Below are 26,827 nucleotides of genomic sequence, written 5' to 3' on the forward strand. Positions count from 1 at the left end.
AAAATAAGCAAAACTAAGGTAAATGGTGCCGGGAAATGGTCTCATTTGTCATGAAAACCGTTATATTGACACGCCATCAACAAATAAATGAGATGGTTTTTATCAATCACCGGAGCTCGTGAATGTTCAAGAAAATCGCAACGTTTATCACCCTGTTTTCAGCGGTTGTATGTTTCGCCGCAGTTGATGTCAATAAAGCGGGCGCGGCAGAGTTGGATGGCATCAAAGGAATTGGCCCAGCCATGTCCGGCAAGATTTTGGCTGAGAGAAAAAAGGGCGAATTCAAGAATTGGACTGACTTGGTCGACCGTGTCAATGGTGTCGGCAATGGCAACGCCGCCAAATTTTCGAAAGAAGGTCTGACCGTGAATGGAACGGCTTACAAAGCAGCCTCGGCGAAAACCGAAAAGGTGCCGGCCACTACTGCTGCCAAATAATTGTTCAGAGCGCATGAACGCCCGCCTAGGCGGGCGTTTCTCATGGGGCGATCAATAGATACTGACCAGGCCAGTGGCTTTGCATTGGTACATAGCTTGGCCTGCCTCGGCCAGCAGGGAATTGATTTCCAAGCCGTCGTTGGGATAAAGCGCCATACCCAAGCTGGGGGGGTGCGGCGTAAAACTTGGACTGGTTTATGCCGTGATTCCGAGGCTCGCCCGATATTCAATGGGACTGAGTGAGCCAAGGGAGATCTTGATGCGCTTTTCGTTATACCAGCGGATGTAGGAGTCAACGACCTGGATGAATTGATCGATTGATATGTCCTGCCAGCTCCGAGGATAAAACAGCTCCGTTTTCAATCCCCCGAAGAAACCCTCGCAGGCTGCGTTGTCTGGCGAACACCCTTTGCGCGACATCGATCGAATCAGTCCTGCATTGTGTACCCGTGAGAGCCATCCAGGCCAGCGATAGTGAGCACCACGATCAGAGTGAATGACAGGCCGGATTTCGCTGTCGGCTACTGTCTCAACAGCAGCATCCAACATCGTGTTCACCAAGTCGGAGTCGGGGCGTGTGCCAATGGTCCAGCTGACTACCAAACCATCGAAGCAGTCGATCACAGGGGAGAGATACACCTTCCCAGCCGGGATATGGAACTCTGTGATGTCAGTCAGCCACTTCTCATTCGGGGTCGCAGCCTGGAAGTCCCGATTGATGAGATTCTCTGGTGCAGGGCTGATTTCTCCCAGGTAAGACCCGTACCGACGCCTTCGATTGGCGGCAACGACCAAGCACTCCTGCTTCATCAAGCGTTGCACGACTTTCTCGGAGATATGCAGATGGCGCCGGCCAAGTGCTGCACGAATTCGCCTGTAACCGTAGCAACGGTGATTGCTCTGGAAGACATCGGCAATGGCAACCCGAGCGTCAGCGTATTTGTCAGGACTCCTTAGCCGGGCGCAGTGATAAAAGTAGGAGCTACGGGCCAGGTCAAGTTCGCCAAGGAGCTCTGCGAGTGCATACGTGTGCTTCAGGGCGTCAACCAGCAGGGTCTTCTCCCGATTGCTCAGGTGCTGCGGGGCGACGCCCAGGCCTTTTTTTAACAGTTCATTGGCCTTCTTCAGTAGGTTATGTTCAAGCTGCAAGCGCCGGATGTCACGTTCAAGCAGTGTGACGTGCTGCTGCAATTCTGTGAGGTCTTTCTGTTTGGGGATTGGCCCAGAATCTTTGTGCCGCTTCATGGATGCTGAGGCCTCTCGACCAAGTAGTTGATTCTTCCAGTTGTACAACGTAGGCCGGCACACTCCCACTGATTGGGCAGCGGCTAAAGCGTTGGTCGTCCTGGTGCACAGCTCAACCACTGCGGCTTTCTTTAGATCCTGAGGGTGCTGAACATTCGGTGCACGCCCCACGATACGCGGTCGAACTTCCGGATGCAATTCGTCAATCCACTCAGTGAGCAACTCCCTGCATGGGTATCCCAGTGCCCTCATGGTGGAGGCCATGCAACGATCGTGGTCCAGGTAATGCTGAACCGCCACTTGGATTTGCTCAGCCGTGTACTTCACCCTGGATCGGGTATACACCACCTGCAAGTCCCGATCCCGTTCGTACTCTCGATACCAACCCTTGAGTGAATTCTTTGTTGGATAGCCCAACTGCCGAATGGTCGGTCCGGTACGTTTACCGAGCTTGACATAGAGCTTGACGGCTCGAATTCGCTCTTCGTATGAATACATGAACTACCTCCAAGTAGTCCAGGTTATTGTCCGCACCCCCATCGAGCAGGTTTTAACATGCCAGAGTGTTTGGCAAACCAGTAAAAAAGCATATCCCCCAAATGGGGGAATTGATGCCACGGCGCTCCATTCAATATCGAGGCATTGGAGGGCTCTCGATGGTGCCTTCGCCACCTTGAGAGGGTGGCTGAACTGGTGTTTAGTGCGTCACAAACTCGTAGGTCACACTTTCGCTCTCGACCATGTCCAGAATGTCGTTCAATGTGTCGTCGCTATCCGTGCTGGACCAGGTTTCTTCCGGGTTGCTCGCAAACAGTGGCTCAATGGCAATGTCCATGAACTGGTTGTCAGGAAGTTTCAGTACCTGGGTGCCTTCAGAGGTCGTGCTTAGCTCCCAATCATCGGGGACCGACATTTCAAGCGAAATGGTGATGTTAAGTTTTTTCATGGTGTTCCTAAATTTGTGAAGGGGGGAGGGTAACCCACCCCGACTGAATCAAACGGGCTGGCCCACCCCTCGGCTCCACAAGTTGACCCCTTTTGTTGGGGCGATCCTATTCGTTGAGCAGGAGATGAGGTTGTCGAGCAACTTGGCCCTTGAGAGGCTTTAAAAGCCAGCGAAATGACGAGTAACTCTAGCTCAATGCAGGCGGGCATGGGTTGGACGCCAATGGTGGGCGGCTCACGGCGGCATTGGCGTCTGCTTTGACACGCAGTCTGGCATCCATTTGGATGTTGAACACACGGGCTACTTCGGGGCAGTCAAAAATCATGCATGGTGTGGCCAAGCGCTTAGGACGCCGCAGTCTCCAGGCGTCATCGCCGCAGTTCCAGTGCGTGTTTGAGCGACATTCGCGAACAACCCATGTTCACGGGCATGGCGATGGCATTACCGATATTGGAACCTCGGTATCTTTATGCTATCTAAAAAATAGCAATCTATCCTGCTCCAGTCAGCGTTGGCTAGAGGAAAAGCCGTCATTCAATAGAAGTTGCGGCTGCGAAGCGCCATGCGGGCACGGTGTTCGCCATTTTTGATCATGGCATCCAAAACCACGCGGCCTACGCGTACCAACCAGTTTTGTGAACCGACAGATGCCTTGCCTGCCGAATACGTCGGCATCGCGATGGCGGGGTTAAGAGTGGAGGCGTTTGATGTGTTCATGATGAGTCCTGCTAAGAATGGGTTTAAATATAAGGGTTTACCCTTGTATTGTAAGAGTGTGGAGAGTTTTTTACAGGGTTTACCCTAATATCCGCTTATAAGGCAGGGTCCTTCCGCCCACAGGGCAGGGGGCTGAACACCGTCATCCTCGGTACGCCCGATGTAAGAAGGGCAAGTAGCAGGCCGACCCAGACCCATGGCACTGATGACCTCCAACACTGGCACGCCCTGTCGCGCCACCCTTTCTCGCCCCGACCCCTGTTCAAACTCTGACCAAACCACTTCGGCTCAGTGGCCGTTGGCGCCAGTCTGTTTTTTGCCAGCGGGGTCCTTGCGGGTGACAACGCAGACCCGGATACCAGCCAGTGCGCTCTCGACTGGACTGAACCCAGGCCAGCGCCAGGACATCGCCGACTTGTTGCCCTTTCTGGCCTGTGGTGAAGAGTCCGCTGCGCACGTGTTTGGGCACTCGCTCCAGTCCGCCGTGCCGGCCAGCTTTTGGCCTACCCTGAGCCAGATTGCGCAAGATGAACATCGCCATGCTGAATTGCTCTCGGGCTTGCGAGACGAGTTGCCCCGCCCAAACGCCGGCATTTCCCTGACCCGGTTGATTGTCTTTTTCAAACGTCTTGAAACGCCGGACCCCGCCGAGCATCTGGCGCGCGTGGCCGCCCTGGACTTGGCCGTTTGCCGTTTGTTGCAGCCCCTGCTGCGTCACGGAGCGGCCATCAGCCGCGCGCCCGCGCTGCATGCGGCACTCAGTCAGCTTCGGGCAGATGAGGCAGGGCACGTTCGACTGGCTCGTCGCTTGGCAGGTGAGTTGGGCTATGAGTCAGAAAATCAGGGGCAGCTCAACCGAACCCTGAGCGACCGACTGAACTCCCTGTTGGCCCCGGTGGCTCCGGCCTTGGCCCGTCTGGGGGCCGTGGCATGACGCCTGGTCGCCTGCAATTGGCTCAGGGCCGGCGCCGCTTGCTGGGTTGGGGCGCGTCTTACCCCGGCCCGGCCGTCACCACCGAGGCCCTGGCGGCGCGGGTGGCAGAGCGGTTTGACCTGCGCACCCAGCGCCATGCCCGTCTGCTGGGCCCACGGCTGGGGGTGAAAACCCGTCATTTGAGCCGCGATTTTTCTGCAGCTGTTGAAGCCCCGCGCCCCGGAGCGCGCAACCCCGAACTGGCCGCCCAGGCTGTGCAGCAAGCGCAAATGCGCGCGGGTTTGGCGCCTGATGCATTGGGCTACCTCATCAGCCACACCAGCACGCCGGCCACCTTGTTGCCGGGCGGGTCGGCAGAAATCTCCCGCTTGGTGGGGCATCAGGGGGCGCATATGGAGTTGCGCCAGGCCTGCACCGGCTTTGCCAACGCCTTGCAAATCGCCTTTGCCATGACTGCCGCTCCGGGCAGCGCACCCGTGGCGCTGGTGGGTGCCGAGACTGGCTCGGTGTTCTTTGACCCCCACAGCCTCAGTAGGGATGCCGCGCAATGGGTCAACTTTTTGCAAATGGGCGATGGCGCCGCCGCCGTCATCATTGGCCCGGACGACGCCCAGCCCGGCCCCTACCTGCACGCCGCCTACTTTGGGCAATGCCAAAACCCGCCCGCGCCGGGTCTGACTTTGCGCGTGGGCGGCTCGGACGCCCCCAACGCACCCGGCGGTGCCGTGCAGTTTGAACATGATTACGACAGTGTTGCCCGCCATGGGTTGGCCTTGCTGGACAACGGCCGGGCGGCGTTGGCCCAAGCCGGCTGGTCCGTTGAAGATGCTGACCTCATCGTGCCGCACCAGGCCAGTGGGGCCGTCGCCCCTTGGCTGGCGGAGCAGTGGCAGCTAGACCCAGAGCGCGTGTGCGCCCATGCGGCGGCGGTGGGCAATCTGGGCAGCGCCAGCATCTGGGCCGCGTTGGACGATGTAATGGCCCACCCGCCGGTGCGCCCCGGCCCCGTGCTTTTTCTGGGGGCCGAGGCCACGCAATACAGCTACGGGGGGGGGGGGGTGCACTTGAGCGAGCCTAAGGCCAGCGTTTTCCTGCAAAACCTGGTCTGCAAAGTGCCTGGGCGTACGCTTTTGCAGGGGTTGAACCTGCGCCTGCAGTCCGGTCAACTCTATTTGCTGTACGGCGCCAATGGGGCGGGGAAGTCCACCTTGTTCAAATTGCTGGCCGGCCTGCTGGACGGACAGGCTGGTCTGAGTGTTTCAGACCAGGGCGAGGTGTTGGCCAGGCCCCTGCTCGGGCGGCGCGGTTCAGAGCGCGCCTTGTTGGGCTACATGCCTCAACAAGGCGGCCTGTATGAAGAGCTGACCGTGGTGGACAACCTGCGTTTTCGCGCTGACGTGCTGTGCCTGCCCCGTCCCACCGAGCGACTCCAGGTACAAGCCACTGCACATGGGCTGCAACCGGTGTGGACCCAAACCGTGGGCCAGTTGTCAGGCGGTTGGCGACAACGCGTGGCCTTTGCGGCGGCGGTGCTGGCCGGCCCGCGCCTGCTCTTGCTTGACGAGCCCACTGCAGGGGTCGTGGAGGCCAAGGCCCAGCTCTGGAGCCGAATTCGCGCGCTGTGCAACAGCGGTGCATGTGTGTTCGTCAGCAGCCACGACACCGAAGACGCCGCCCAGTGTGAGCACCTGATTGCGCTGTCGCAGGGGTAAATTTTCTACCGGGGCACGCCTGAGGCCTTGGCCCATGAGCACGGCGCTGGTGACTTGGTGACGGGTTTGCGTGCGTTGCTGCGCGTGGGGCAGGGCGTGTTGTGAGTGCTCTATTGGCACGCGCCTGGCGCATGACAGCAGCCGTGGCCCGCAAAGAGTGGCTACAACTTCGGCACGACCGGCTCACATTGGCCTTGTTGATGGGCGTGCCGCTGGCGCAAATCCTCCTGTTTGGATTCGCCATCTCTCTTGCGCCGCGACACATGCCGGCCGCCTGGGTGGCCACACCAGCGCTCAACAGCGCAAGCGCTGACGCCGCGCTGGACACTTCCCTCACCCAAGCGATGCTGGCTCAACTGCGCCAAGGCGAGGCACTGCAGTTGTCAGATGCAGCACTGGACGCGGCCACCGCCCACGCCCGCCTTCTAGCCGGCGAGTTGCGTTTGCTGGTGCACTGGCCCAGTAAACCCTCGCACTACGTGTTGCGGGGCCAACCGGTGCCACTGCAACTGGAGGTTGATCTCTCTGACCCCCATGCCCAGGCTTTGGTAGCGCAAATAGGCGATGGTCTGGCGCACCAATTGACCCAACAGCTGACCCAATTGGCGACTCCGCAGGGTGCGCCTGCGGTGGCGCTGCAAGTCCAGGGGGTGCCCCTGAGTCTGCAAATACAAGGGCGCTACCGTTTGCCTGCCGACTCGGGTGCCTACCTCGTCCCCGCCCTCAGCGGTGTCATTTTGACATTGACGCTCACCCTCATGGCGGCCTTGTGTGTGGTGCATGAACAAGAGCGCGGCACCTGGGATGCCTTGCGCACCACACCACTGAATGCCGGGCACATCGTGTTGGGAAAGCTATTGCCCTATGCCGGTTTTGGGTTTGCTCAATACACCTTGCTGCAGGCGCTGGCGTGGTGCCTGTTTGATACGCCGTGGGCCAGTCCGACTTTATGGGTGCTGGCCACGGCCTTCATGCTGGGTCAGTTGGGCTTGGGTTTGTGCGTGTCGCTGCTGGCCAGAACCCAATTGCAGGCGGTGCAGCTGGGGGTTTTCTTCTACCTGCCCAGCATATTGTTGTCCGGTTTCATGTTTCCGTTTCACGGGATGCCCGCTTAGGCGCGGGCCGCGGGCGAAGCCCTGCCATTGACCCACTTCTTGCGTGCCATGCGCATCGAGCTGTTTCGCGGGGCTGAATCGGCTCAAGTGCTCAGCCTTGGCTGGCCCATCTTGTTCTTCACGGCCATGGTGTTGGCGCTGGCCTTGTTGGGCTACCGGCGCCGGGTTTAGGGGCGTCTGGTTGGCGCAGCGGTCAGGGTCAGAAAAGGCCGTGGCAGGCCATCATTACCACGCCTATGGCCGCAATGTAGGCCGCCTCAATCGTCACGGCGGCGTTGCTTTTTTCGGCGTACTTGCCGTTGCTGAAGATGTGCAGCACCAGCATGGCAAAAACCAGCACCACCGTCAGAAAATGGCCCTGCGCAGCCGCAATGCCTACCACCCACGAGAGCAGCAAGGTGCCCAGCGCCTGCGTCACCATGGCCACTGCGGGCATTTGGCCTGCGCCCTGCAATTCCACTCCCACCCCAGCAGCCCAGGGAACGCCGAACAACTTGGGGCTGTACCAAAGCCACCCCATTAAAAAGGACAGCACAAAGCCCGCGATCACGCCAACCCAGCTGACCCCTTGGGTGAGTTCATTCATGGCTGTGGTTCTCCAAGCAGCGACGTGGTCGCGGGCGCACCTGACTCAGGCAGCAAACTGGGCGTAGTAATGGGCCACGGCGGGCGAATCGGCCACGCGGTGCTGATGGGCGCTCAGCAGCGGGGCGGATTTGGCGACCAAATCAGTGGGAATATGGTCCAGCTGGCCAGAACTCAAACCGCGCACAAAGTTAAACACCTTCAAATCGGCAATTGTCAAGCGGCCATCGGCAAAGTATTGGCCGCCATGCGCCTTCAATTGCGCCTCCAGCCAGCCCAGGTACTTGGGCAGCGGGCCATTGACCAGCGCGGTGCGGGCGTCTTTGAGCGCATCGCCCGCCAAGCCAAAGGTGGTGCCCAGCTTCACGTTCACTTCTTCCAGCCCGTCCATCACCTCGTCGCACAGCAGCGCCTGAAACGCATCGGTGGGGTACAGGCCCGCCAACTTGCCCGCGTAGCGTGTGATGGCGTCGCTTTGTGTCACCTGCACGCCGTCCACATGCAGCACTGGCACCTGGCTCAGCGGCGTGGTTTTGCGCACCTCGGCAAACTCGGCAAAGCCAAAGCGCTTGTCCTCAAACGCAATACCGCCTATGTGCAGCGCCAAGCGAACGGGTTCGCCCCGGCCACCGTGAACGTCAAAATAAGTGAGTGTGAGTTGGGTCATTGAGGGCTCCAGATGATGAGGTGCGACAGGGGTGAGCATGTGGGGCGGATTCTAGGCGGCGTGGCATTTCGCAGCTTTTTCGTGACGATAGTTCTTTGGGTTTTTTGATGAAATAGCCCGTTTGCCCGATAATTTAAGGCGAAAATAGCTATCATTAATATAGCAATTCCTAACGCAGTTCCGCCACCATTGGCAGCCGCGACTTGCACTTTGGGTAACCGCTACAACCCCAAAAACGATGGCCGCCCTTGGCTGGTGTGCGCTCGACCATCTTGGTGCCGCAACTGGCGCAGGTGGGGCGCCAGTAGTCACCCTCATAGGCCACATTCAGCAAGGCTTTTTGCTGCTCAGGGCTGCGTTTGGCAATCAGCGCCAACAGGCCACGACCGTCCAGCGCATTGATGCCGTTGGCTTTGGCAAAGGCAGCTGCGTCCGTGGTGTAGCTTGAGGTGGTGGCGTAGGTTCCGCGGGTGAGCTTGTGGGAGGCCATCACGCCAAAGAACTCCCGCAGTTCCTTCACCCCCACCGCCTTGCCCTGCCAGTGCTTGCACTGCACCACGGCCACCGGGCCTTCGGCGTTGCGGCTGTGCAGCCAAATGTCCACGCCACCATCGGCACCGTGTGATTGCGACTTGGTTTCAAATCCCGCCTGGCCAAACAGCGTTTCGCACACCGCCTCAAACCGGCGCCATTCAATGGCTGCGAACACTGCCGGGCTCCAACAGGTTTCGACTTGCCGAGGCTGAAGCGTGCCCATCTCAGGGTCGCGCCGCTCGGTCGCCATGTCATTTTTGATTTTTCGCGAAACCTTGCGCCCGGCCGGCCGGGGCGTGGGTGGGGGAAGCGTATCGGTTTGCGCGGTGTTGGGCTGGTAAAAGTGATGAAAACCCAAAAGCACCAGCCCAATCAACAACAACATCCAACCCAAGGGGCGAAGGGCATGAGCAAGCGACGCAAGCACCAGAAATTTTCCTACGAACAGGGCAGCACGAGCGCCCCCACGCCCAGGGCACAAAGCCCAAGCCCCTTCTCCTTCATGGAGCCGAGTCCCCGCTCTTTGCGCTTGTTGGTCTTGTGCCTGGCCATTTGCTTTTCCCCCTGATGCAGTTGCCCACTATGGATGTGGTTTGCGCCGCAGTTTAGCGGCAAGAGAAATTGGCCTCCAGCCTTTATTAAATATTCGGGAGTAGCTATCAAAATGGAAGCAAATTCACAGCGAAGAGCGCCCCTAGAATCTCTCCATAGATTCAAAACAGCACGGTGCGCCCGCCAATCGAGGCATCAGTGAAACGGGAGTGATCTATGGAAGCCAAGCGCTATGCGGGCAAACTCAGCAAGTGGAACAGCGAGCGGGGCTTTGGCTTCATCTTGTCTGACGACAGCGGGCAAGACCTGTTTGTTCACATCTCGGCATTCCCGCGCGACAGCAATATTCCGGTGGACGGGGAGTCACTTACCTTTGAGGTCGAAGCAGACGGTGCGAATAAAAAGCGGGCGGTACGGGTGCAACGGGGTGGCTTGGGGCAGCGCAGCCGGCCTCGGGGCTACCAACCGATGCCCGCGCACCTGAGCCGGAGCCCGGCGCGGCAAGGCTTTGGTAGCCGCGTCATCGTCATCCTGCTTTTGGCGGGTTTGGGCATGTACGGCTACAAGCACTATGAAGCGCGGGCCAGCCAATTGCGGGCTGCGTCCATGCAGTCAGTCAATGAGGAGTCGCCTGCTGCCATTGGGGTGACGAACCCGGTGGCACCGCCCCCAACACCTGCCAGGCCTCTCATCAGCGCCACGCCCCAGGCTTCTGCTGGTTTTCGGTGCGATGGCCGAAACATGTGCAGCCAAATGAACTCCTGCCAAGAGGCCACGCTTTTCCTCAAAAATTGCCCCAGCATGAAGATGGACGGCAACAACGACGGCGTGCCTTGTGAGAAGCAGTGGTGCAACTGAGCATTTAGGTCGCCCGCCAGCACAGATCAGACCAAGCCGCTACCCCTCAGTATTGTCTGGCCGGTTGTCCGCACTTTGACCCCGGTCCAGCAGCCGTCCCAGCATGTCCATAGGCAGCGGCAAGATCACGGTGGTTGCCCGGTCACCGGCCACCTGGGTCATGGTCTGCAGGTAGCGCAGTTGCATCGCTTCAGGCTGGCGCGCCAGCATTTGCGCGGCTTCCAGCAGGGCCACGGCGGCCTGCTTTTCGCCCTCTGCGTGGATCACCTTGGCGCGCCGCTCGCGCTCGGCTTCGGCCTGGCGGGCAATGGCCCGCACCATGGTTTCGTTCAGATCGATGTGCTTGATCTCGACATTGGTCACCTTGATGCCCCAGGCGTCGGTTTGGGAGTCGAGAATTTGCTGCACGTCCAGGTTGAGGCGTTCGCGCTCGGCCAGCATTTCGTCCAGCTCATGCTTGCCCAGCACCACCCGCAGCGTGGTTTGTGCCAACTGGCTGGTGGCCATCAGAAAATTTTCGACCTGAATGATGGCCTTCTCGGGGTCAATCACGCGAAAGAAGATCACGGCGTTGACTTTGACGGACACGTTGTCGCGCGAGATCACGTCCTGCGGCTCCACATCCATGGTGACCACGCGCAGGTCCACCCGCACCATCTGTTGCAGGCCCGGAATGACGATCACCAGCCCAGGGCCTTTGACCTTCCAAAATCGCCCCAGCTGAAACACCACGCCTCGCTGGTATTCGCGCAATATGCGGAACGACGACGCCAGCAGCAATAGCGCCAGCGGCACTAGTATGGTGCCCAGCCCCAGGTTGAAATCAAACATTTGACGGTCCCCTTTCAGTTTTTGATTTGGTCACGTTGGGAACGGTATCGGTCTGCACCTGAAGCACCAGCCCAGTGATCGCGACTACGCGGACCAGTTGACCGGGGCTCAACGGTGCATCGGCCTGCACTTTCCAGCGCTCGCCGTGAATATGCGCCCAAGCCTGCCCGTCCACCACCTGGGCCACTTTGGCTTGGGTGCCCATGAGATCTTCGCGTCCACTGACCACTGGCGCCTGCCGCGCCCGTAATGCCATGCCGCCGCCCAGCAGCACACCGGCCGCTGTTGTGAGTGAGATGCCGAACAGCAAAGGCAGCGGGATGCCGAGCCCCGGTACATCCCGGTCAAACAGTAGCAAGCCGCCAGCGATCAGGGACACGACGCCGCCGACACCGAGCACGCCCAACGCGGGCGTCACCAGCTCGGCGGCCAGCAGGGCAAAGCCCAGCAGAATCAGCCCTAACGCCGCGTAATTCACGGGCAACAACTGAAACGCGAACAGGGCCAGCAGCAGGCAGATGGCGCCGATTGTGCCCGGCACGCCAAAGCCAGGGGAGGAAAACTCAAGAAACAGCCCGTACATGCCCAGCAACATCAAGATGAGTGCCAGGCTCGGGTTGGCAATCACGCTCAGAACCCGGTGTCGAACGCCGGGTGGGCGGACCTCGGTGGCCAGGCCACGCGTTTGCAGGCGGCGTTCGCCCCCCGCCATTTGCACCGTGCGGCCATCGATCTGGTTCAGCAGGTCGGTCAGGTCGCTGGCCACCACATCAACCACGCGCTCGTTCAAAGCTTCGCTGGCCGTCAAGCTGGCGGCTTCGCGCACCGCGCGCTCAGCCCAGACGGCGTTGCGCCCGTGCTGCTCGGCTAGGCCGCGAATGAAGGCCGCTGCGTCGTTGACCTGTTTGGCTTTCATGGGGTCGTCTGGCATGGCAGGTGCTTGGGCTGGTTCATTGGGCGTTGTTTTTTCCGCAGGGGGTGCGGGGGAGCCTTTGGGCGCTTGGGGCACGCCAGGCAAACCGATGGCCACGGGTGTGGCGGCACCCAACGTGGTGGCGGGCGACATGGCGGCCACGTGGCTGGCGTAGAGGATGTAAGTGCCGGCGCTGGCCGCCCGCGCGCCCGACGGGCTCACATAAGTCACCACCGGAACGGGTGAGGCGAGGATGGCCTGAATGATTTCCCGCATGGATGAATCCAGTCCGCCGGGGGTGTCCAACTCCAGCACGACCAAGGGCGCGCCTTGTTCCTGCGCACGCTGCAGGCCGCGAATGATGTAGTCGGCGCTGGCGGGGCCGATGGCATCTTGCACCGTCAGCACCACGACAGGCGCTGCGTGGACCGCCGGCCCAGTGATCGCGGTGAGGATCATGACCATAAGCGCCATCAGACTTGCGCACACCCGCCGACTCACACCACATGGCCACATGTTCAGGCGGGGGGCGGCGCATATTCTGGGCATGGCATCTCCAGTCAGGGTTATCGGTCAGGCGTTTGCCATACGGTCCCGGCAAGCGCTTATTCCAAATCGTCATCATGCGCCCATGAGGAGAATGGCCATTGATCGAAATCAATGGAGAGGGGCGTGGTTTGTTGGACCAGGGCCTGATTGGTGAATCAAATGCTTGCAGAGATTCTGGCAATTGTTGCCTTTAACCCCCGTAGTAAAGATGTTTATCGCTACCAAATATATAGCGACTCTCGCTGCGCTTCATCGAGCTTGCGTTGAGGGTTTGGTGAGATTGGTCGCAATGGCCGGGATCGTGGCAATTCGGCTGCACGGGCCGCGAAACGACGGCAACGCCGAGTGAACCACCACTGACCCTGACCACTTAGACAGCTAGCCGTCCAGGTTGAAATCAACCACGCAACAACGCTGGCCGCATAGGGGTGTCTAGCGCCCTTGCCGCGCCGGCAGGGGTGGAGAGGGGGGAAGGAAATAGGCCGTGGCACTCCAACTGCATCACCATTCAATCCATCATGGGTTTAATGGTAATGCAGGCATTCTGCGGCGGCGTCTCAAGTCACGCTGGATGGGAGTGCACTGCGATTGCTAGCGCAGTGCCCTTCACTTACATCATTTTTTGATCTCGGTGTAGTCACCACGGGCCCGCAAAATCACGGTCACGTTGGACTTGCCCCGATTGCGCCAGTACCAGCCATGATTGCCCGTGAACGCGGCTTGCAGCACCCCGTCGTCGGAAGAAACGCCGCGCCCCTTTTCGTAGCTGATTGAATTGCCCGGGCCATCTCCGTGGGTGTCGAAGTTGACCTGCCCGCCCTCAACAACCCACGAATATTGGGCCTTCGCGCCTTCCAGCATTTTTAGTTTGATCTCCGTACCTTCTCCCGGAGTCAGGGTGAACGGTATCTCATCGCGCCATGCAATCATGGGAGCGGCGGGTTTCGCCAGTTCCTTCGGGACAGTAGCCACTACAGGGCTGGCTGCTGGTTCTGCCACATTGGCCGTTGCCATGCCAGTAGCGCTTTTTGTGGGCGCCTTTGCTGCCGGTGCGTCAGCAGCATCGGCGGCGGCCTCTGCCGCCAGCTGTTGCTTGACCTCACCCATTTCAGTCATCCGAAGGACTCGGCCGATCCCAGTGGGGTCGATGCCGTATTCGGCCGGAAGCACCACGGCAACCAAAAGAACCAGCGCCGAAATGGCGGCCAGGATGGTGGATCGCAGGAGCTGCTTGGAAGACGGCAGCTCGGCGCGTGAGGGTGAATCGCTGTTGTACATGTTAGAAATTCCTTTGGTGTTCAACACACAAAATAGCCGGTGAGCTGCATGCCCACCAAAATGAAACCCGCGCTCATCATGGCGACGTTGGCGGTGTAGGCGTGTTTGATGAAGCTGGGTGTGCGGCGCCAGTAGCTCATGCCGATCAAGATGACTGCCAATGCCAACAGCTGCCCGATTTCAACGCCCACGTTGAACGCGAGCAGGTTCGGCACGAGGCCGTCGGCGGAGATCTCGTACTCCAGGATCTTGGTTGCCAATCCGAAGCCGTGGAACAGGCCAAAGACCAAAGTCGCAACTTTGGTGTTGGGTTGAAAACCCAGCCAACGCTGGAAAGCGCCAAGGTTGTCCAACGCCTTGTAGACGACGGACAGGCCGATGATCGCGTCGATCAGGTAGCTGTTGATACCAACGTTGAAGTACACGCCTAGGATCATGGTCGTGGAATGACCCAACGCGAACAGGCTTACATAGATGCCAATGTGCTGGATGCGGTAGAGGAAGAAGATCACCCCGAAGAGGAACAGGATGTGGTCATACCCGGTCATCATGTGTTTGGCACCCAGGTACATGAAGGGCAAAAGGTTTACTCCTGAGATTTCCTGGATGTAGCCTTTGTCGCCAGCCGTGACGGCATGGGCGAAGACCTCATTGCTCCCAATGAGAAGACAAACGATGAGTGCTGAAAGAAATAGCAGACGGGTATGCCAGTTCGCCCATGGCGAACGTGGCAGCCTGTCGAGTACATGGCTGTGCATGAAGGATCCAATGGACTGAAAGAAGTGGTCACGCTACGAAATGCAGCGTGAAGGCTGTGACGAGAAGCGCCTTAGCCCATCGGTGGGCGATCCAGTCGGTAGGCTTGCCCCATCTCAATCCAGGGCCGCACCATGACTTCCCAGCTGGGGAGTTGCGGCGATGCAGCGCCCCAAGTAAGGGGCAGGTAATGGGCCATGTCGTGCGAATGATCCATCGCGTGGTGCGGATGTTCCCCACTGGCCCGCTCATCAGCTCCCGAAGCATCTACCTCTTGTACTGCATGCTCATGTCCGTGATTTTCTTCTGGAGCGGTCGGCGCAGACTGATGCGATTCAACAATAGCTGCCAGGCCATGGGAACGGGTGAGTCCAATCGATGAGACGACGGTCCCGTATGTGATCACGATGAGCACCAGCCACCGCATACACATTGCTGCCAGAGTAGGCCGTGTGGATGGTTGAGCAAGCAGGGTCATGAAGTTTTTGTGGGGGTTCGTAGGATTATAGTATCCCCCCAGGGAGGATAATACCGAGCATGACACAACCGCACATCCACGCTTCACACTCCGCCGTCATCAAGCGTCTAAAGAGGGCGAATGGGCATCTGAGCAGCACGATAGCCATGTTGGTGGAGGGACGTCCCTGCCTGGATATCGCTCAGCAGTTGCAGGCTGTGGAGAAGGCTGTACAGCAAGCCAAGAAGGCACTGATCCAGGACCATTTGGATCACTGCCTTGAGCATCTCGTGGGACCACTGGGTGGAGAGCAAAAAAACGCGATGGACGAGTTCAAGGAAATCACTCGGTACCTCTGAGTTGTTGGCTCTTACCCACCGAACGCCGATCCTTTACGACAAAGCATGCTGGACATTCTCTCCAACCGTACCTACCGCCACTTGTTCGCCGCTCAGGTGATTGCCTTGATTGGAACCGGTCTGGCTGCCGTGGCGCTTGGGCTTTTGGCCTTTGACTTGGCCGGCGAGAACGCAGGGATGGTCCTGGGAACCGCATTGGCCATCAAGATGATCGCCTACGTGGGCGTGGCGCCGGTCGCAGCGGCATTTGCCGAACACCTGCCCAGACGCACCATGCTGGTGACTCTGGACCTGGTACGAGCAGGTGTTGCCCTGCTGCTGCCGTTTGTTTCCCAAATTTGGGAGATCTACGTGTTGATTTTTGTGTTGCAGGCGGCCTCGGCCGCTTTCACACCCACCTTCCAAGCCATCATCCCTGACGTCCTTCCTAAAGAGGCGGACTACACCAAGGCCTTGTCGCTTTCGCGCCTTACCTACGACATGGAGAGTCTTGTCAGCCCGATGTTGGCCGCCGCGTTGCTGACGGTGATCACCTTTCACAATTTGTTTGCGGGCACGGTCGTTGGGTTCTTGGCTTCTGCCGTGTTGGTGGTCTCGGTCGTCTTGCCCACGCATCCAGCTCCACAGCGTCGCAGCATTTACGACCGAAGCACACGCGGCCTGCGAATTTACCTGGCGACACCTCGGCTGCGCGGTTTGCTTGCTGTCAATGCGGCCGTCGCGGCGGCCGGCTCCATGGTTTTTGTCAACACCGTGGTCATCGTGCAGGGTCGATTCGGTTTGACCCAGAGCGCGGTGGCCCTTGCGTTGGCCAGCTTTGGTGCCGGCTCCATGATCGCTGCGTTGGCCTTGCCCGGCTTGTTGGAGAAACTGGCCGAACGGCGCGTGATGTTGGCCGGCATAGCGTTGATGGTCGTGGGCATGTTCGCAGGCACCTTGGTAGTGGGGCACGCCTCACTCATGACCTTGTGGTTCTGCCTCGGTTTGGGTTACTCCACCGCCCAGACCCCTTCTGGGCGCTTGTTGCGGCGATCCGCGAATCCTGAGGATCGACCTGCGCTGTTTGCGGCTCAATTTGCACTGTCGCATGCTTGCTGGTTGTTGTTCTACCCCTTGGCCGGTTGGCTCGGGACGCGTTACGGCATGCCAGTGACGTTTGCCATTCTGGGTAGTTCCGGGGCAATGGCTGTCTGGGTAGCCCTGGTGGTCTGGCCGACTCATGACCCAGAGGTCATCGAGCACGAACACCTGGAATTGCCAGCAGGACATGCCCACATCCGTGGAGCCGGTCCAACCACCCAGGGTGTGCGCCACTCCCACTCTTTCGTTGTCGATGACGAGCACCCGCATTGGCCGAGCATGGGAGGTTGATGTCGCAATCACTGGGCCAATGTCTGGTTCAGCTTGTGGTGGTTCAGCGCGTCATTTTTGATTCCGTCCGGACAATGCGCGGCCATCGCCAGCAGGTCAACCAAGAGTTGCTCAATGCTTTTAACCTCAAGGCACGGTGAAATCTGTGGGGCTAGCTATTGAAATCATAACGTTCTGGTACAGCAGCCAGTCGAACACCGTATGCCACCTTCGACGTCATCACCTGCGCGGCAACCCCCATCGGCCTCCCGCCCAGTTCAATCAAACAATCCCTCAAACCCCGCTAACGGCTCAAACCGCTTGTTGCGGTAGACCAGCCGGGTGGGGCCGAGCAGGGCGCGGACGCGCAGGGAGTGGCGTTCGTCTCCGGGGTAGCAAATCACGCGCTCTCCGCTGTCGTCAAACGACTCGGGGGCGACCAGCGATGGTGGGGCATTTCGGGCGGCTTGCAGGACGCTGGCCACCTCGGTGTGGCGGGCCAGTTGTGCCAGGCTCATGATTTGCGGCGGGGCCAACTCAATCTGTCCCGCCCAATACTGCGTCAGCGCCGCGCGGGGGCTGAGCCACACGCTGTCGGTGGCCTCATGGTCGTCGTGGCGGGCCACTTGGCCGGTGGGCACGGCGGCCACAAAAAAACGGGTGTCAAAGCGCTTGTTGGTGACGGAGGGTTGTCGCGGTGTGATCCAGCGCGACCAGGGCAGCATGCTGCTGCTGTTCAGGCGCAGGGTCAGTTGCGCCAGCATGGCGTCAAAGGTGATGCCTTCGCGCAGCAGGCGGGTGCCGTGCTCGGCCTGGGTGGCCGAGGCACCATGGGCAAACAAGACGCCTGATTCTTCAAATGCCTCCCGCATGGCGGCCACATAGAAGCTGGCGGCCGTGAGAGGGGCAATGTCGTGTTCGTTCAGGTTTTGATGCAGCAAAGTCAGGGGCTGGTCCAGGTGGGAGTCCATGTTCAGCAGCGCATCCGTCGCATCCACCTTGCCGCCAGGAAAAACATAAACGCCGCCCAGCACATCAGACAGGGCATGGCGGCGCACCATAAACACCTGCAGGCCGTCGTCGCCATCGCGCAGCATCACCACCGTGGCAGCCGGGCGCGGCGGGGTGGCGATGATTTCAGAGTTCAGTTCCATGGATGCTTTCAGGTGGGCAGTCGCCACCGTGACGTAGAGTGGGGGCGTGGCCGGGGGAGACTAGCAGAATCACCCTGCCAACTGCCTTACTTACCTTTCAGGAAAAAACATGACTATTGAATTCAAAGACCGCGTTGCCATCGTCACCGGCGCCGGCGGCGGTTTGGGCCGACAACATGCGCTGGCACTGGCCGCACGCGGTGCCAAGGTGCTTGTGAATGATCTTGGCCCAGCGGCTGAGATTGTGGCAGCCGAGATTCGCGCGGCAGGTGGTGAGGCCATCGCCAACCAGGCATCGGTGACCGACGCTGTGGCGGTGCAAGCCATGGTTCAGCAGGCCATGGACGCTTGGGGGCGGGTCGATATTTTGGTGAACAACGCCGGCATTCTGCGTGACAAAAGCTTTACCAAAATGGAGCTGGCAGACTTTGAACTGGTGCTGAACGTACACCTGATTGGCGCTGTGCATTGCTGCAAGGCCGTGTGGCCGATCATGAACGCACAGAAATATGGTCGCATCATCATGACCACGTCATCCAGCGGCTTGTATGGCAACTTTGGCCAGTCCAACTACGGCGCGGCCAAGATGGCGCTGGTGGGTTTGATGCAAACCCTGTCTATTGAAGGTGCCAAGAACGACATTCGCGTGAATTGCCTGGCGCCCACCGCCGCCACGCAAATGACCGAAGGCCTGATGCCCGAAGCCGTGTTGGCCGCTTTGAAGCCTGAGGCGGTGGTGCCCGCGCTGCTGGTGCTGGCGTCCACCGACGCGCCCAATCGCACCATTCTGTGTGCCGGGGCGGGCACCTTTGAGGCGGCCCACATCACCTTGACTGGCGGAATTTGGTTGGGCATGGGCGATGAGGTGCCCGAGCAGTTGGCGCGGCGTCTGGCCGAGGTGACGGAGCGAGCGGGCGAGAGCGTGCCGCAAAGCGGCGCGGCTCAAGGCACCAACGAGGTGGGCAAGGCGATGAAGATGGCCGCCGCTCAAAAATAGAGCGTAAAGAGGCCGCGCAAAGGGGCCGGTCAGCGGCGCACTACTTCCGAGGAGTGGGTGACGCCATGGCACGCTGTCGGACCCACCAGCTTTCCAGCGTGTAAATCAGTAGCGCGATCCAGATCAAGACAAAGCCAAACAGACGTGCCGGCTGAAGCGGTTCGTTGAACGCCCAAATGCCCAGGCCAAACTGCAAGGTGGGCGAAATGTATTGCAAGATTCCCATGGTGGTCATGGGAATGCGGCGGGCACCCGCTGCAAACAGCAGCAAGGGAATGGCGGTCAACGGTCCCGCCAGCACCAGCCAGCTTAGCTCGGTCATGTTGCCCTGGGCCAGCACACCTTGGCCGCTCCAGGTCCAAAACCCGAGTGCAACTGCGCCAATGGGCGCCAGCATCATGGTCTCCAGCGCCAGTCCTTCCAGTGCGCCCAAGGGTGCCACTTTGCGCATCAAGCCATAGAAACCAAAGCTCAAAGCCAGTACCAGTGCCACCCACGGGAAATGGGCCGTTTGCAAGGCCAACCACAACACGCCTGCCGCCGCTACGCTGACGGCAAACCACTGCCCGCGCCGTGGTCGCTCATGCAGAAAAACCAGACCCAGCGCCACGTTGATCAAAGGCAGCATGAAGTAGCCCAGGCTGGCGTCCAACACGTGGCCGTTTTGCACGGCCCAGACATAGACCAGCCAGTTGGTGGACAGCAACAAGGCGGAGAGGGCAAACGCGCCCAACACCCGTGGCTGCTGGCGCAGCGCGCCAATCCAGGCCCAGCGCTTCATGACCGTCAGTACCAGCAGGACAAAGATCATGGACCACACCGTGCGGTGCATGACCACTTCTAAAGACGGCACGTCCGCCACCTGCTTGAAGTAAAGCGGGAACAAACCCCAGAAAATATACGCCAGCGAGGCGAAAACAACACCGATATTCATGTGGGCCTTTGAGCTGGCAAGTGTGAGCGTTTGGAGCGAAGTGCAGACACTGAGGTCGCCGTTTTCGTACCTCGTTCAGAGATGGCACTGGCACACCTTAAGTGTCTGAAAACACCTGAATGGGTAGCGTTTTTTGAACGTTTGAGTATAGCCAGCAGGCGCCTGGAGAGGACGATCCCGAATCGGGTCCGATGGGCTCGCCCGGAATCGGGGGCCACCTGTTAATGTGGCGTCTTCTTCTGTTTGATTGGCGCAAGGCGCATAACGCATGACTGTTCTACATATTGAAACCCCGTACTTTGAATCCCAGGCCTTAAGCCGCCACGCCGGTTGCGCCGTCTGGCTGAAGATGGAGGCCTTGCAGCCGCCGGGGTCGTTCAAAATTCGCGGCGTGGGCCTGGCGTGCCAGACCCATGTGCAGCGCGGGGCCAAGCGATTTGTTTCGTCCTCAGGCGGCAATGCCGGTATTGCCGTGGCCTACGCGGGGCGCAAACTAGGTGTTCCGGTGACGGTGGTGGTGCCGCAAACCACCACGGAGCGCGCCAAGGCGTTGATTCGCCAGGAGGGTGCCGAGGTCATCGTTCACGGCCCGTCCTGGCAAGAGGCCAATGCGCTGGCGGTGTCCATGTTGACGCCCAGCGACGCCTTCATTCACCCCTTTGACGACCCGCTTTTGTGGCAAGGCCACGCCTCTTTGGTAGACGAAATGGTGACTCAGGGCGCAAAGCCGGAAGCCATCGTGTTGTCGGTCGGCGGTGGTGGCTTGCTCAGCGGCGTGTTGGAAGGCCTGCACCGCAATGGTTGGGCTGATGTGCCCGTGATCGCGGTGGAAACCGCCGGGGCGGACTCATTTTCGCAATCGGTGACAGCTGGGCGCCGGGCAACACTGCCCGCGATCACCAGCATCGCCACCTCGCTGGGCGCGCGCCAGGTGTGCCAGCAAGCGTGGGAATGGACCGGGCGCCACACGATTCACCCCGTGGTGGTGTCCGACAGCGAAGCCTTGGCGGCCTGCGCGTCATTCGTATCCGACCAGCGCGTGGTGGTGGAGCCGGCTTGTGGCGCGGCACTGGCTGCGGTGTATGGCCGCTTGCCCGTGCTGGCCCCCTTCAAAACAGTAGCGGTGATGGTGTGTGGCGGCGTCACGGCCAGCCTGGAGCAAATGCAGCAATGGGCGGGCGTTGCCAAGGCCTGATCTCCGCTTGCAACCACGCGCTTAAGCCGCCAGCCCAAATCCGTGCGCCAATCGCCGTGTCAGGTCGGCCGCGCTGATTTCTGCGCACCCGCTGACGTTTTGCCCCGCCCACAGCGGCGTGAAGTCATTTTTCCCCATGCGCTCGGCGGCAGCGCGCAAGGCCGCCATGGTGGGCGCTGGTAGCGGAAAAGCGGGCACGAGATCGCTGATGGGACCCAACTCGCGAATGGCCCGGTTCACCATGCCCCGCGCCGGGCGGCCCGTGAACACATTGGTGACATCCGTGTGCGCCGCAGCGGGGGAGGCCAAAGCCGCCCGGTGCAAGGCACTGGTGGTGGCCTCAGTGCAAAGCAGGTAGGCGGTGCCTACCTGAACCCCCGCTGTGCCCAGCGCCATGGCGGCTGCCACACCCGCTGAGTCGGCAATGCCACCTGCGGCAATCACGGGCAGCGAGACGGCCTTCACCACCTGCGGCAACAGTGCCAAGGTGCCCACTTGGGTGCTCAAGTCTTCAGTTAGAAAGATGCCCCGGTGACCACCCGCTTCCAGCCCTTGGGCAATGATGGCGTCCGCACCCTGCGCTTGCAACCACAAGGCTTCCTCAACCGTGGTGGCGCTGGCCAGCACCCGGCTTCCCCAGCTTTTCACCCGCGCCAGCAATTTCGGGGTGGGCAGGCCAAAGTGAAAGCTCACCACGGCAGGTTTGAACGCTTCCAGCACGTCGGCTGCCGCATCGCTGAAAGGTGCGCGACCCGGCCCGGCAGGAATGGCGCTGCTGTCCACACCAAATTCGTCAAAATAGGGTTGCAGCCGGGCTCGCCATGCTATGTCCGCCGCCGGGCTAGGCTGGGGCGGCACATGGCAGAAAAAGTTGACGTTGTACGGCCGGTCCGTGGCCGCTTTTATGGCGCCAAGTTCAGCCTGCAGCCCGTCCAGAGACAGCATCGCGCAGGGCAGGGAGCCCAGCCCGCCTGCGTTGCACACTGCAATCGCCAAGGCGCTGCCCTGCACGCCGGCCATAGGGGCTTGAATGAGGGGGAATTGGAGGCCCAATTGTTCTGAATATGTCATGTGGCTTTCCCTTGGTTGTTGGTTTTTGCCAGCGCCGTGGTCGGCCCGTGGGGATTGCCACCGATCCTCCCTGGCCAGGCCAGGCCAAGTCAGGGCTTCGGTGCTGCACCCACCTTCTTGGCGATGCGGTCCCAGTCCTTCAGCGTCTGCAAAATGCGGTTTTTGGCGTCGGTATGGCCTTCGCTGAAGGCGTCGGTGAGGCGCTTGCGCAGGTCCGGGTCAGGGAGTGGCGCTGACAGCGCCTTGAGCCGGTCGATCACCAGCATCACCACCTGAAAACTCTTCGAATCCAGCGCCAGGGTGAGCGGCGTTTGGCCGTCATCGGCGGCGTCTTGCACATTTGCCCCGTGCTGAATCATGTGCTTGACCAGCCCGGCCTTGCCTTGCGCGCAGGCCCAGTGCAGCGGCACCAGGCCGCCTTCCAGCCGGGCATTGAAGTTGGCGTCGCTGGCGAGCAGCTCCGGAGCCAGCGGCCAGCCGCACGCCTTGATCATTTGTAGAATTTTCCAGTCGTTCATCGGGTCTAAGAGGCCATGTTTCAGGGTGGGGGCAGGTTCGCCCAAGGCTGCAGTCTCTCATACCGTTCGGCTGGGTTGCGCTCTGGCTTGCTGCGCGGTGACCTGTTGCTGATCAGTGATTGAAGCCAGCGCGATTTCAATGCCTTACGACGACCGGCGTCCGGCTATTGGCGGGGTGCCGTGGAATCAATTGATGACCACGACATCAGTCATGCGGTAGTAAAAGCCATTGGAATCATCGTCGAGCACCGCGAACTCACCCTCGACGACCAGTGCTTCAAGCGAGTATTTAACGGGGGTTTTGGTCTTGACTTCGATCATGCTCTCAGGGCCTCCGGGGTAGCAAAACGCACAGGTCAGTTGCACCTAACTGAGTAAAAAGTGTTTCTGCTTTTGACCGGGCTCCAAAGGCATCATGAACCCCTGGATGCGCTGGGTTTTCTTGTTGAGGGCTTGTATGCCGGTCGAAAAAGTGGGCAAAAAGCGGCCTTTTTCTTTCTTGATCAGGACTTCGGTCAGTACCGACCATGGCACTACGTCTGCACGTTGCGTGAGCGGCGCGATCGGGCTGTTCGCCCCATGCACGCCGGCGCCGCTCCCTGCGGGCACGCCCGGCATGGGCGAACTCAATTGGGCTTGCGCGCCCAGGCTGGCTGCTGCAACGCCTATGGCGAGAAAAAAGTGTCGAACACAGGGTTTCATCAAAGTCTCCAGCTAATGATCTGAATGTGTCATTGTTTTAAAACGCTCAACGCTCAACGCTCAATGCTCATGCTTCATGCCGGAAACTTGCCAATGGCCAGCCCTTTGCACGCGGCTTGCAGCGCCTTGTTGCACGCGTCTTCGCCCTTGCCAGACTCGCGGCATTGGGCAGCTGCCTCATGCGCAGCGGCCATGGCGCGGTGCTTGGTCACGTCTTGTTTGGTCTCTTCAGCGCTTTCTTTTGCTATTGAAAAAGTAGCCGCTTGTGCAAGCAATACAAAGGCTAGAAGTGTTTTTTTTCATATATTTCTCCGGGTTGATAAAAAATTGTATACAGGGTGGGGGCAATCCATCACCGCGATTGCAACAGTTCGAGCACGCTGACGCGGTAGGCGCCAATGGCAGGGAGCAGCGCGGACACCAGCGACACGCCCAGCGCCAGGCAGGGCACGATCCACAATTCCACGGGCCACACCAAGCCGCCAATGAGCAGCGAGTTGTCCAGTGCCAGCAGCCAGGCCAGCGCCGCGGTGCATGCCTGCCCCAGCAGCACGCCCAGCACCGCCGCCACCAGCCCCAGCCACAGCGCTTCAGACAAGAGCAGCGCGGCCACCTTGCGCGGCGGTGCGCCCAGCATGCGCAAGAGCGCCAAATCGGCCCGGCGCTCGCGCACCGCGCTCCACAGCGCGATGAAAACGCTCAGACCCGCCGCCAACAGCAGCACAGCGGCAAAGGCGCGCAGCACATCGGTGCCCAGGCCCAGCATATGCAGCAGGCGGCTGATCTCCAGCGCGGGTGCCGCAGCCTGCATCTCGGTGCTGGTGTTCACATAGCGCGGGAAACTCAACGCTGCCATCGGCGTTTTGTACTGGACCAAGGCCATGGTAATTTCGCGCTCTTCTGCCATCACCTTGCGGTCGTCGTCGTCCACCCCGGTGTAGTCCTCGTGGACCTTCCACACGGAGGCCGTGTCGGTCAGGATGAGCCGGTCCAGTACGCTGCCGCTGGCGGCCAGAATGCCGACCACCGTGTAGGGGTTGTCACCATGCAAGTGCCCGCCCGCGCCCAGGCCGTGCGAGCCGACAAAGCTCTGGCCCAGCTTCAGGCCCAGCTTGCGCGCCGCGGTGGTGCCCAGCACCACCTGCATGGACGTATTCCACATGTTGCCCTCGGCCAGTTTGGCGCCGTAGTGGTCCATGTAGGCGTGCGAGGTGCCGACGATGCGGTACCCCCTAAAGTTGTGGCCCAGGCTGATGGGAATGATCTACGCTACCAGCGGGTTTTTGGCCAGCTCGTTCACGGCCTTGAGCGGCACATTGCCCGGTGGCACGTCGATGTGCAGCACGCCCGAGAGGATGAGCTGCATGGGGCTGCCCTTGGCACCCACCACCGCGTCGGCAGCCGCCTCGTCGTCCAGGCTGGCGGTGGGCTCGTCGGCCAGCAGCACGCGCCAGCGCCACGCGCTGCGCCTGCCCGCCAGAAAGCTGCGATGGCTTGCGCTGCGCCAGGTCGTGCACGCCCAGCGCCTGCAACGTGGCGCCGATGGTGGCGGCGTCTTCCGGCTGGCCTGCAGCCCATTGCGCCATCGCCAGGTTTTGCTGCACGGTCAGCGCCGCGCTCAGGTGCAATTTTTGCGGCAAGAAGCCAACAGCCTTCGCCCGCTAAGCGTCAGACGCTACAGATTTAAGATCATTCAGCGGCTGCCCGGCCACGTCCACCGAACCCGCCGTAGGTGCCACCAGCCCCGCCATCAGCGCGAACCAAGTCGACTTGCCACTGCCCGAGGCGCCGCTGAGCATCAACACGGCGCCTTGCGCCACATCCACGTCGGGGAACTACCGCGCCAGGTCAGACCCCGGGTAGCGATAGCCCAAACCTCGTGTGCGAATCATGCGTCGGCACCCGTCGGCGTGTTTGGCACCGCAGCGCCGGAGGCGCAATCCACACACACGCCGCGCACGGCAAAGTCCATGCTCATGCCCTTGTAGCCCAGTGCCTCCAATGTTTCCAGCGCGGTTTGAGCAGCCTTTTCCAGGTCGTTGGCACTGGCCTTGAGCGCACCGGCCAGCGGGCTGTCGCGGTGACAGCTTTGGCATTCAAAGTGGGGGATGGCGTGCACGCTGGTGGGCATGGCCTGGTAGCGGCGCACCCGCTGGCTGTCCACCCGGCACAGCAGCAGGCCCACTTGGGTCAACCGGTCAATCAGCCGGTAAAGGGTCACCCGGTCCAGCGCGGCCTCTTCGTCGTCGGCCAGTGCGACCTGCAACTGGGCGTGGGTGTAGCTGGTGTCCGGGTGAGCCAGCAGCCAGCCCAGCACCTGGCGTGCGGCGGCCGTGCGGCGCAGGCCGTGGGCAGACAGCAGCGCATCAATCGGATCTGTGGATGGGAGCAAGGGGGCCATACAACGCCTTCTAAAAATGCAATTGTGTTGCATTAAATTTTAAAATGCAACCAAGTTGCGTTATATTTACGGTCTTATTACTGCAATCGAGTTGCATTATTACCCATGAAACACCGTTCACTTTTTCCATTCACACCCGCTTTGCGCCACAGCGTGTTGGCTTGGCCCGCCGGGTTGCGGGCTCTGGCCGTCGCCCCCTTGCTTGCCCTTTTGTGGCTGGGGGTGTGGTGGGCCTGCGTGGAAGTCGCACCCCTATGACCAACCCAGCCGCCATCGCGCTGCACAACCTGACGGTGAGCTACCGCCAGCACCCTGCGCTGCACCACGTGAGTGGTAACTTTGCAATGGGCTCGCTCACCGCTGTGGTCGGCCCCAATGGAGCGGGCAAAAGCACGCTGCTTAAAAGCCTGGTCGGGTTGGTCCCTGTTGACCCGCAAGCCCGGGTGGAACGCGCGCCCGGCCTGCGTCTGGCTTACCTGCCCCAGCAGAGCGAGTTAGATCGCAGCTTCCCGTTGGACGTGCGCGATTGCGTGCTCATGGGCCTGTGGGAGCACACCGGCGCCTGGGGCCGCTGCACGCCTGTCATGCAGGCGCGTGTCGATGCAGCCTTGCACGCCGTGGGCTTGCAAGGCTTTGAGCGCCGCCCCGTGGGCACGCTCTCCACTGGGCAGTTGCAGCGCACTTTGTTTGCGCGCCTGCTGGTGCAGGACGCGCAGCTCATCTTGCTGGACGAACCCTTCAGCGCGGTAGACACCACCACCACCACCGGCTTGTTGGCGCTGGTGCAACAGTGGCACCGTCAGGGGCGCACCGTGGTGGCCGTGCTGCATGACCACGCACAGGTGCATGCGCACTTCCCCCAAACCCTGCTTCTGGCCCGCGAATGCATTGCCTGGGGTGCAACTGCCGACGTGCTAACCGACACCCATCTGGCCCGCGCCTGCGCCATGGCCGAAGCCTGGGACGAATCCGCTGCCCTGTGTGAGGAGGGTGGCGCGTTCAATCGGCGGGACTTTGACACCTTGCTGGCCCAGCGCCTGGCCATCACCGAATAAGGCCC

32 protein-coding genes and 1 pseudogene are annotated in these 26,827 nt (G+C 60.5%); 12 read left to right on the forward strand and 21 right to left on the reverse strand.

The window, feature by feature from the left end; genetic code table 11:
* The first annotated feature begins 122 nt into the window (after nt 1-122).
* Nucleotides 123-437, forward strand: coding sequence for a helix-hairpin-helix domain-containing protein (locus J8G15_RS00620; RefSeq protein WP_210545235.1), 315 nt, complete (start codon nt 123-125; stop codon nt 435-437).
* Between the two features lie 195 nt (nt 438-632).
* On the opposite strand, the gene J8G15_RS00625 is transcribed toward J8G15_RS00620, so the two are convergent.
* The 3 genes from J8G15_RS00625 to J8G15_RS00635 all read right to left on the reverse strand — a co-directional run bounded on the left by J8G15_RS00625 (nt 633) and on the right by J8G15_RS00635 (nt 3,345).
* On the reverse strand, nt 633-2,180 hold the full coding sequence (locus J8G15_RS00625) for an IS3 family transposase (protein ID WP_210544764.1): 1,548 nt from the start codon (nt 2,178-2,180) through the stop codon (nt 633-635).
* 199 nt (nt 2,181-2,379) lie between these two features.
* Entirely contained in the window at nt 2,380-2,628 is a 249-nt protein-coding gene (locus J8G15_RS00630) for a hypothetical protein (protein ID WP_210545237.1), read from the reverse strand.
* 534 nt (nt 2,629-3,162) lie between these two features.
* Nucleotides 3,163-3,345 (reverse strand): hypothetical protein, encoded by a 183-nt coding sequence (locus J8G15_RS00635; RefSeq protein ID WP_210545239.1) that lies wholly within the window; start codon nt 3,343-3,345, stop codon nt 3,163-3,165.
* A gap of 205 nt (nt 3,346-3,550) precedes the next feature.
* Between J8G15_RS00635 and J8G15_RS00640 the strand changes: the two genes are divergently transcribed.
* The 4 genes from J8G15_RS00640 to J8G15_RS00655 all read left to right on the forward strand — a co-directional run bounded on the left by J8G15_RS00640 (nt 3,551) and on the right by J8G15_RS00655 (nt 7,277).
* A complete protein-coding gene (locus tag J8G15_RS00640) occupies nt 3,551-4,279 on the forward strand; it encodes a hypothetical protein (protein ID WP_210545241.1) in 729 nt (242 codons plus the stop codon).
* On the forward strand, nt 4,276-5,991 hold the full coding sequence (locus tag J8G15_RS00645; protein WP_210545243.1) for an ATP-binding cassette domain-containing protein: 1,716 nt from the start codon (nt 4,276-4,278) through the stop codon (nt 5,989-5,991). The genes J8G15_RS00640 and J8G15_RS00645 overlap by 4 nt, the downstream gene beginning before the upstream one ends.
* Nucleotides 5,992-6,092: 101 nt before the next feature.
* Nucleotides 6,093-7,106, forward strand: a complete 1,014-nt coding sequence (locus J8G15_RS00650) for an ABC transporter permease (RefSeq protein WP_210545245.1) — start codon at nt 6,093-6,095, stop codon at nt 7,104-7,106.
* A 27-nt stretch (nt 7,107-7,133) separates the two neighbouring features.
* Nucleotides 7,134-7,277, forward strand: a complete 144-nt coding sequence (locus tag J8G15_RS00655) for a hypothetical protein (RefSeq protein WP_210545247.1) — start codon at nt 7,134-7,136, stop codon at nt 7,275-7,277.
* 28 nt (nt 7,278-7,305) lie between these two features.
* On the opposite strand, the gene J8G15_RS00660 is transcribed toward J8G15_RS00655, so the two are convergent.
* The 3 genes from J8G15_RS00660 to J8G15_RS00670 form a co-directional block, all read right to left on the reverse strand.
* Nucleotides 7,306-7,692, reverse strand: coding sequence for a DUF1761 domain-containing protein (locus J8G15_RS00660; RefSeq protein WP_210545249.1), 387 nt, complete (start codon nt 7,690-7,692; stop codon nt 7,306-7,308).
* A gap of 45 nt (nt 7,693-7,737) precedes the next feature.
* A complete protein-coding gene (locus tag J8G15_RS00665; RefSeq protein WP_210545251.1) occupies nt 7,738-8,358 on the reverse strand; it encodes a glutathione S-transferase family protein in 621 nt (206 codons plus the stop codon).
* 169 nt (nt 8,359-8,527) lie between these two features.
* On the reverse strand, nt 8,528-9,319 hold the full coding sequence (locus J8G15_RS00670) for a restriction endonuclease (RefSeq protein WP_210545253.1): 792 nt from the start codon (nt 9,317-9,319) through the stop codon (nt 8,528-8,530).
* 341 nt (nt 9,320-9,660) lie between these two features.
* Between J8G15_RS00670 and J8G15_RS00675 the strand changes: the two genes are divergently transcribed.
* The gene (locus J8G15_RS00675) at nt 9,661-10,302 is read left to right on the forward strand and encodes a cold shock domain-containing protein (protein ID WP_210545255.1); all 642 of its coding nucleotides are present in this window, start codon (nt 9,661-9,663) and stop codon (nt 10,300-10,302) included.
* Nucleotides 10,303-10,341: 39 nt separating this feature from the next.
* Here the strand turns inward: J8G15_RS00675 and J8G15_RS00680 are convergent, their stop codons facing one another.
* The 5 genes from J8G15_RS00680 to J8G15_RS00700 all read right to left on the reverse strand — a co-directional run bounded on the left by J8G15_RS00680 (nt 10,342) and on the right by J8G15_RS00700 (nt 15,107).
* Nucleotides 10,342-11,133, reverse strand: a complete 792-nt coding sequence (locus J8G15_RS00680) for a slipin family protein (protein WP_210545257.1) — start codon at nt 11,131-11,133, stop codon at nt 10,342-10,344.
* The gene (locus J8G15_RS00685; RefSeq protein WP_240538401.1) at nt 11,126-12,505 is read right to left on the reverse strand and encodes a nodulation protein NfeD; all 1,380 of its coding nucleotides are present in this window, start codon (nt 12,503-12,505) and stop codon (nt 11,126-11,128) included. Before J8G15_RS00685 ends, J8G15_RS00680 begins: the two co-directional genes overlap by 8 nt.
* 705 nt (nt 12,506-13,210) lie before the next feature.
* The gene (locus tag J8G15_RS00690) at nt 13,211-13,873 is read right to left on the reverse strand and encodes a transmembrane anchor protein (protein ID WP_210545259.1); all 663 of its coding nucleotides are present in this window, start codon (nt 13,871-13,873) and stop codon (nt 13,211-13,213) included.
* A 20-nt stretch (nt 13,874-13,893) separates the two neighbouring features.
* Nucleotides 13,894-14,631, reverse strand: a complete 738-nt coding sequence (locus J8G15_RS00695; protein WP_210545260.1) for a HupE/UreJ family protein — start codon at nt 14,629-14,631, stop codon at nt 13,894-13,896.
* Between the two features lie 71 nt (nt 14,632-14,702).
* Nucleotides 14,703-15,107: a hypothetical protein gene (locus J8G15_RS00700; protein WP_210545262.1), complete on the reverse strand. Its 405-nt coding sequence runs from the start codon at nt 15,105-15,107 to the stop codon at nt 14,703-14,705.
* 59 nt (nt 15,108-15,166) lie between these two features.
* Here J8G15_RS00700 and J8G15_RS00705 point away from each other — a divergent pair, with 59 nt between their 5' ends.
* Both J8G15_RS00705 and J8G15_RS00710 read left to right on the forward strand, forming a co-directional pair.
* On the forward strand, nt 15,167-15,445 hold the full coding sequence (locus tag J8G15_RS00705) for a metal-sensing transcriptional repressor (protein WP_210545264.1): 279 nt from the start codon (nt 15,167-15,169) through the stop codon (nt 15,443-15,445).
* Nucleotides 15,446-15,490: 45 nt separating this feature from the next.
* Entirely contained in the window at nt 15,491-16,816 is a 1,326-nt protein-coding gene (locus J8G15_RS00710; protein ID WP_210545266.1) for an MFS transporter, read from the forward strand.
* A gap of 257 nt (nt 16,817-17,073) precedes the next feature.
* Here J8G15_RS00710 and J8G15_RS00715 read toward each other — a convergent pair whose 3' ends face one another.
* Entirely contained in the window at nt 17,074-17,949 is an 876-nt protein-coding gene (locus J8G15_RS00715) for an NUDIX domain-containing protein (protein WP_210545268.1), read from the reverse strand.
* Nucleotides 17,950-18,058: 109 nt separating this feature from the next.
* Here J8G15_RS00715 and J8G15_RS00720 point away from each other — a divergent pair, with 109 nt between their 5' ends.
* Nucleotides 18,059-18,946 (forward strand): SDR family NAD(P)-dependent oxidoreductase, encoded by an 888-nt coding sequence (locus J8G15_RS00720; RefSeq protein ID WP_210545270.1) that lies wholly within the window; start codon nt 18,059-18,061, stop codon nt 18,944-18,946.
* A gap of 40 nt (nt 18,947-18,986) precedes the next feature.
* On the opposite strand, the gene rarD is transcribed toward J8G15_RS00720, so the two are convergent.
* Nucleotides 18,987-19,880 carry an EamA family transporter RarD gene (rarD, locus tag J8G15_RS00725; protein WP_210545272.1) on the reverse strand — a complete coding sequence of 298 codons (894 nt, stop codon included), beginning with the start codon at nt 19,878-19,880 and terminating at the stop codon, nt 18,987-18,989.
* A 268-nt stretch (nt 19,881-20,148) separates the two neighbouring features.
* Here rarD and J8G15_RS00730 point away from each other — a divergent pair, with 268 nt between their 5' ends.
* Nucleotides 20,149-21,075 carry a pyridoxal-phosphate dependent enzyme gene (locus J8G15_RS00730; protein WP_210545274.1) on the forward strand — a complete coding sequence of 309 codons (927 nt, stop codon included), beginning with the start codon at nt 20,149-20,151 and terminating at the stop codon, nt 21,073-21,075.
* Between the two features lie 21 nt (nt 21,076-21,096).
* On the opposite strand, the gene J8G15_RS00735 is transcribed toward J8G15_RS00730, so the two are convergent.
* From J8G15_RS00735 to J8G15_RS00765, 8 genes and pseudogenes are all read right to left on the reverse strand, one after another.
* Nucleotides 21,097-22,146, reverse strand: coding sequence for a nitronate monooxygenase family protein (locus J8G15_RS00735; protein WP_210545276.1), 1,050 nt, complete (start codon nt 22,144-22,146; stop codon nt 21,097-21,099).
* An 89-nt stretch (nt 22,147-22,235) separates the two neighbouring features.
* Nucleotides 22,236-22,664, reverse strand: coding sequence for an ankyrin repeat domain-containing protein (locus J8G15_RS00740; RefSeq protein WP_210545278.1), 429 nt, complete (start codon nt 22,662-22,664; stop codon nt 22,236-22,238).
* Nucleotides 22,665-22,850: 186 nt separating this feature from the next.
* Complete coding sequence (locus tag J8G15_RS21965) at nt 22,851-22,985, reverse strand: hypothetical protein (protein ID WP_370627464.1); 135 nt, start codon at nt 22,983-22,985, stop codon at nt 22,851-22,853.
* A gap of 45 nt (nt 22,986-23,030) precedes the next feature.
* Complete coding sequence (locus tag J8G15_RS00745) at nt 23,031-23,366, reverse strand: hypothetical protein (RefSeq protein ID WP_370627465.1); 336 nt, start codon at nt 23,364-23,366, stop codon at nt 23,031-23,033.
* A gap of 74 nt (nt 23,367-23,440) precedes the next feature.
* Entirely contained in the window at nt 23,441-23,578 is a 138-nt protein-coding gene (locus J8G15_RS21970) for a hypothetical protein (protein ID WP_370627466.1), read from the reverse strand.
* 140 nt (nt 23,579-23,718) lie between these two features.
* A complete protein-coding gene (locus J8G15_RS00755; protein ID WP_210545280.1) occupies nt 23,719-24,564 on the reverse strand; it encodes an ABC transporter permease in 846 nt (281 codons plus the stop codon).
* Nucleotides 24,565-24,753: 189 nt separating this feature from the next.
* A pseudogene (locus tag J8G15_RS00760) lies at nt 24,754-25,258 on the reverse strand (ATP-binding cassette domain-containing protein); the annotation flags it as partial.
* Nucleotides 25,255-25,767 (reverse strand): Fur family transcriptional regulator, encoded by a 513-nt coding sequence (locus J8G15_RS00765; RefSeq protein WP_210545282.1) that lies wholly within the window; start codon nt 25,765-25,767, stop codon nt 25,255-25,257. The pseudogene J8G15_RS00760 and the gene J8G15_RS00765, both read right to left, overlap by 4 nt.
* A gap of 105 nt (nt 25,768-25,872) precedes the next feature.
* On the opposite strand from J8G15_RS00765, the gene J8G15_RS00770 reads away from it, so the two are divergent.
* Together J8G15_RS00770 and aztA are read left to right on the forward strand one after the other, a co-directional pair.
* Nucleotides 25,873-26,025 (forward strand): hypothetical protein, encoded by a 153-nt coding sequence (locus J8G15_RS00770; RefSeq protein WP_210545284.1) that lies wholly within the window; start codon nt 25,873-25,875, stop codon nt 26,023-26,025.
* Entirely contained in the window at nt 26,022-26,822 is an 801-nt protein-coding gene (aztA, locus tag J8G15_RS00775; RefSeq protein WP_210545285.1) for a zinc ABC transporter ATP-binding protein AztA, read from the forward strand. Before J8G15_RS00770 ends, aztA begins: the two co-directional genes overlap by 4 nt.
* Nucleotides 26,823-26,827: the final 5 nt, after the last annotated feature.

Source organism: Rhodoferax sp. PAMC 29310, assembly GCF_017948265.1.
Lineage (GTDB): Bacteria > Pseudomonadota > Gammaproteobacteria > Burkholderiales > Burkholderiaceae_C > Rhodoferax.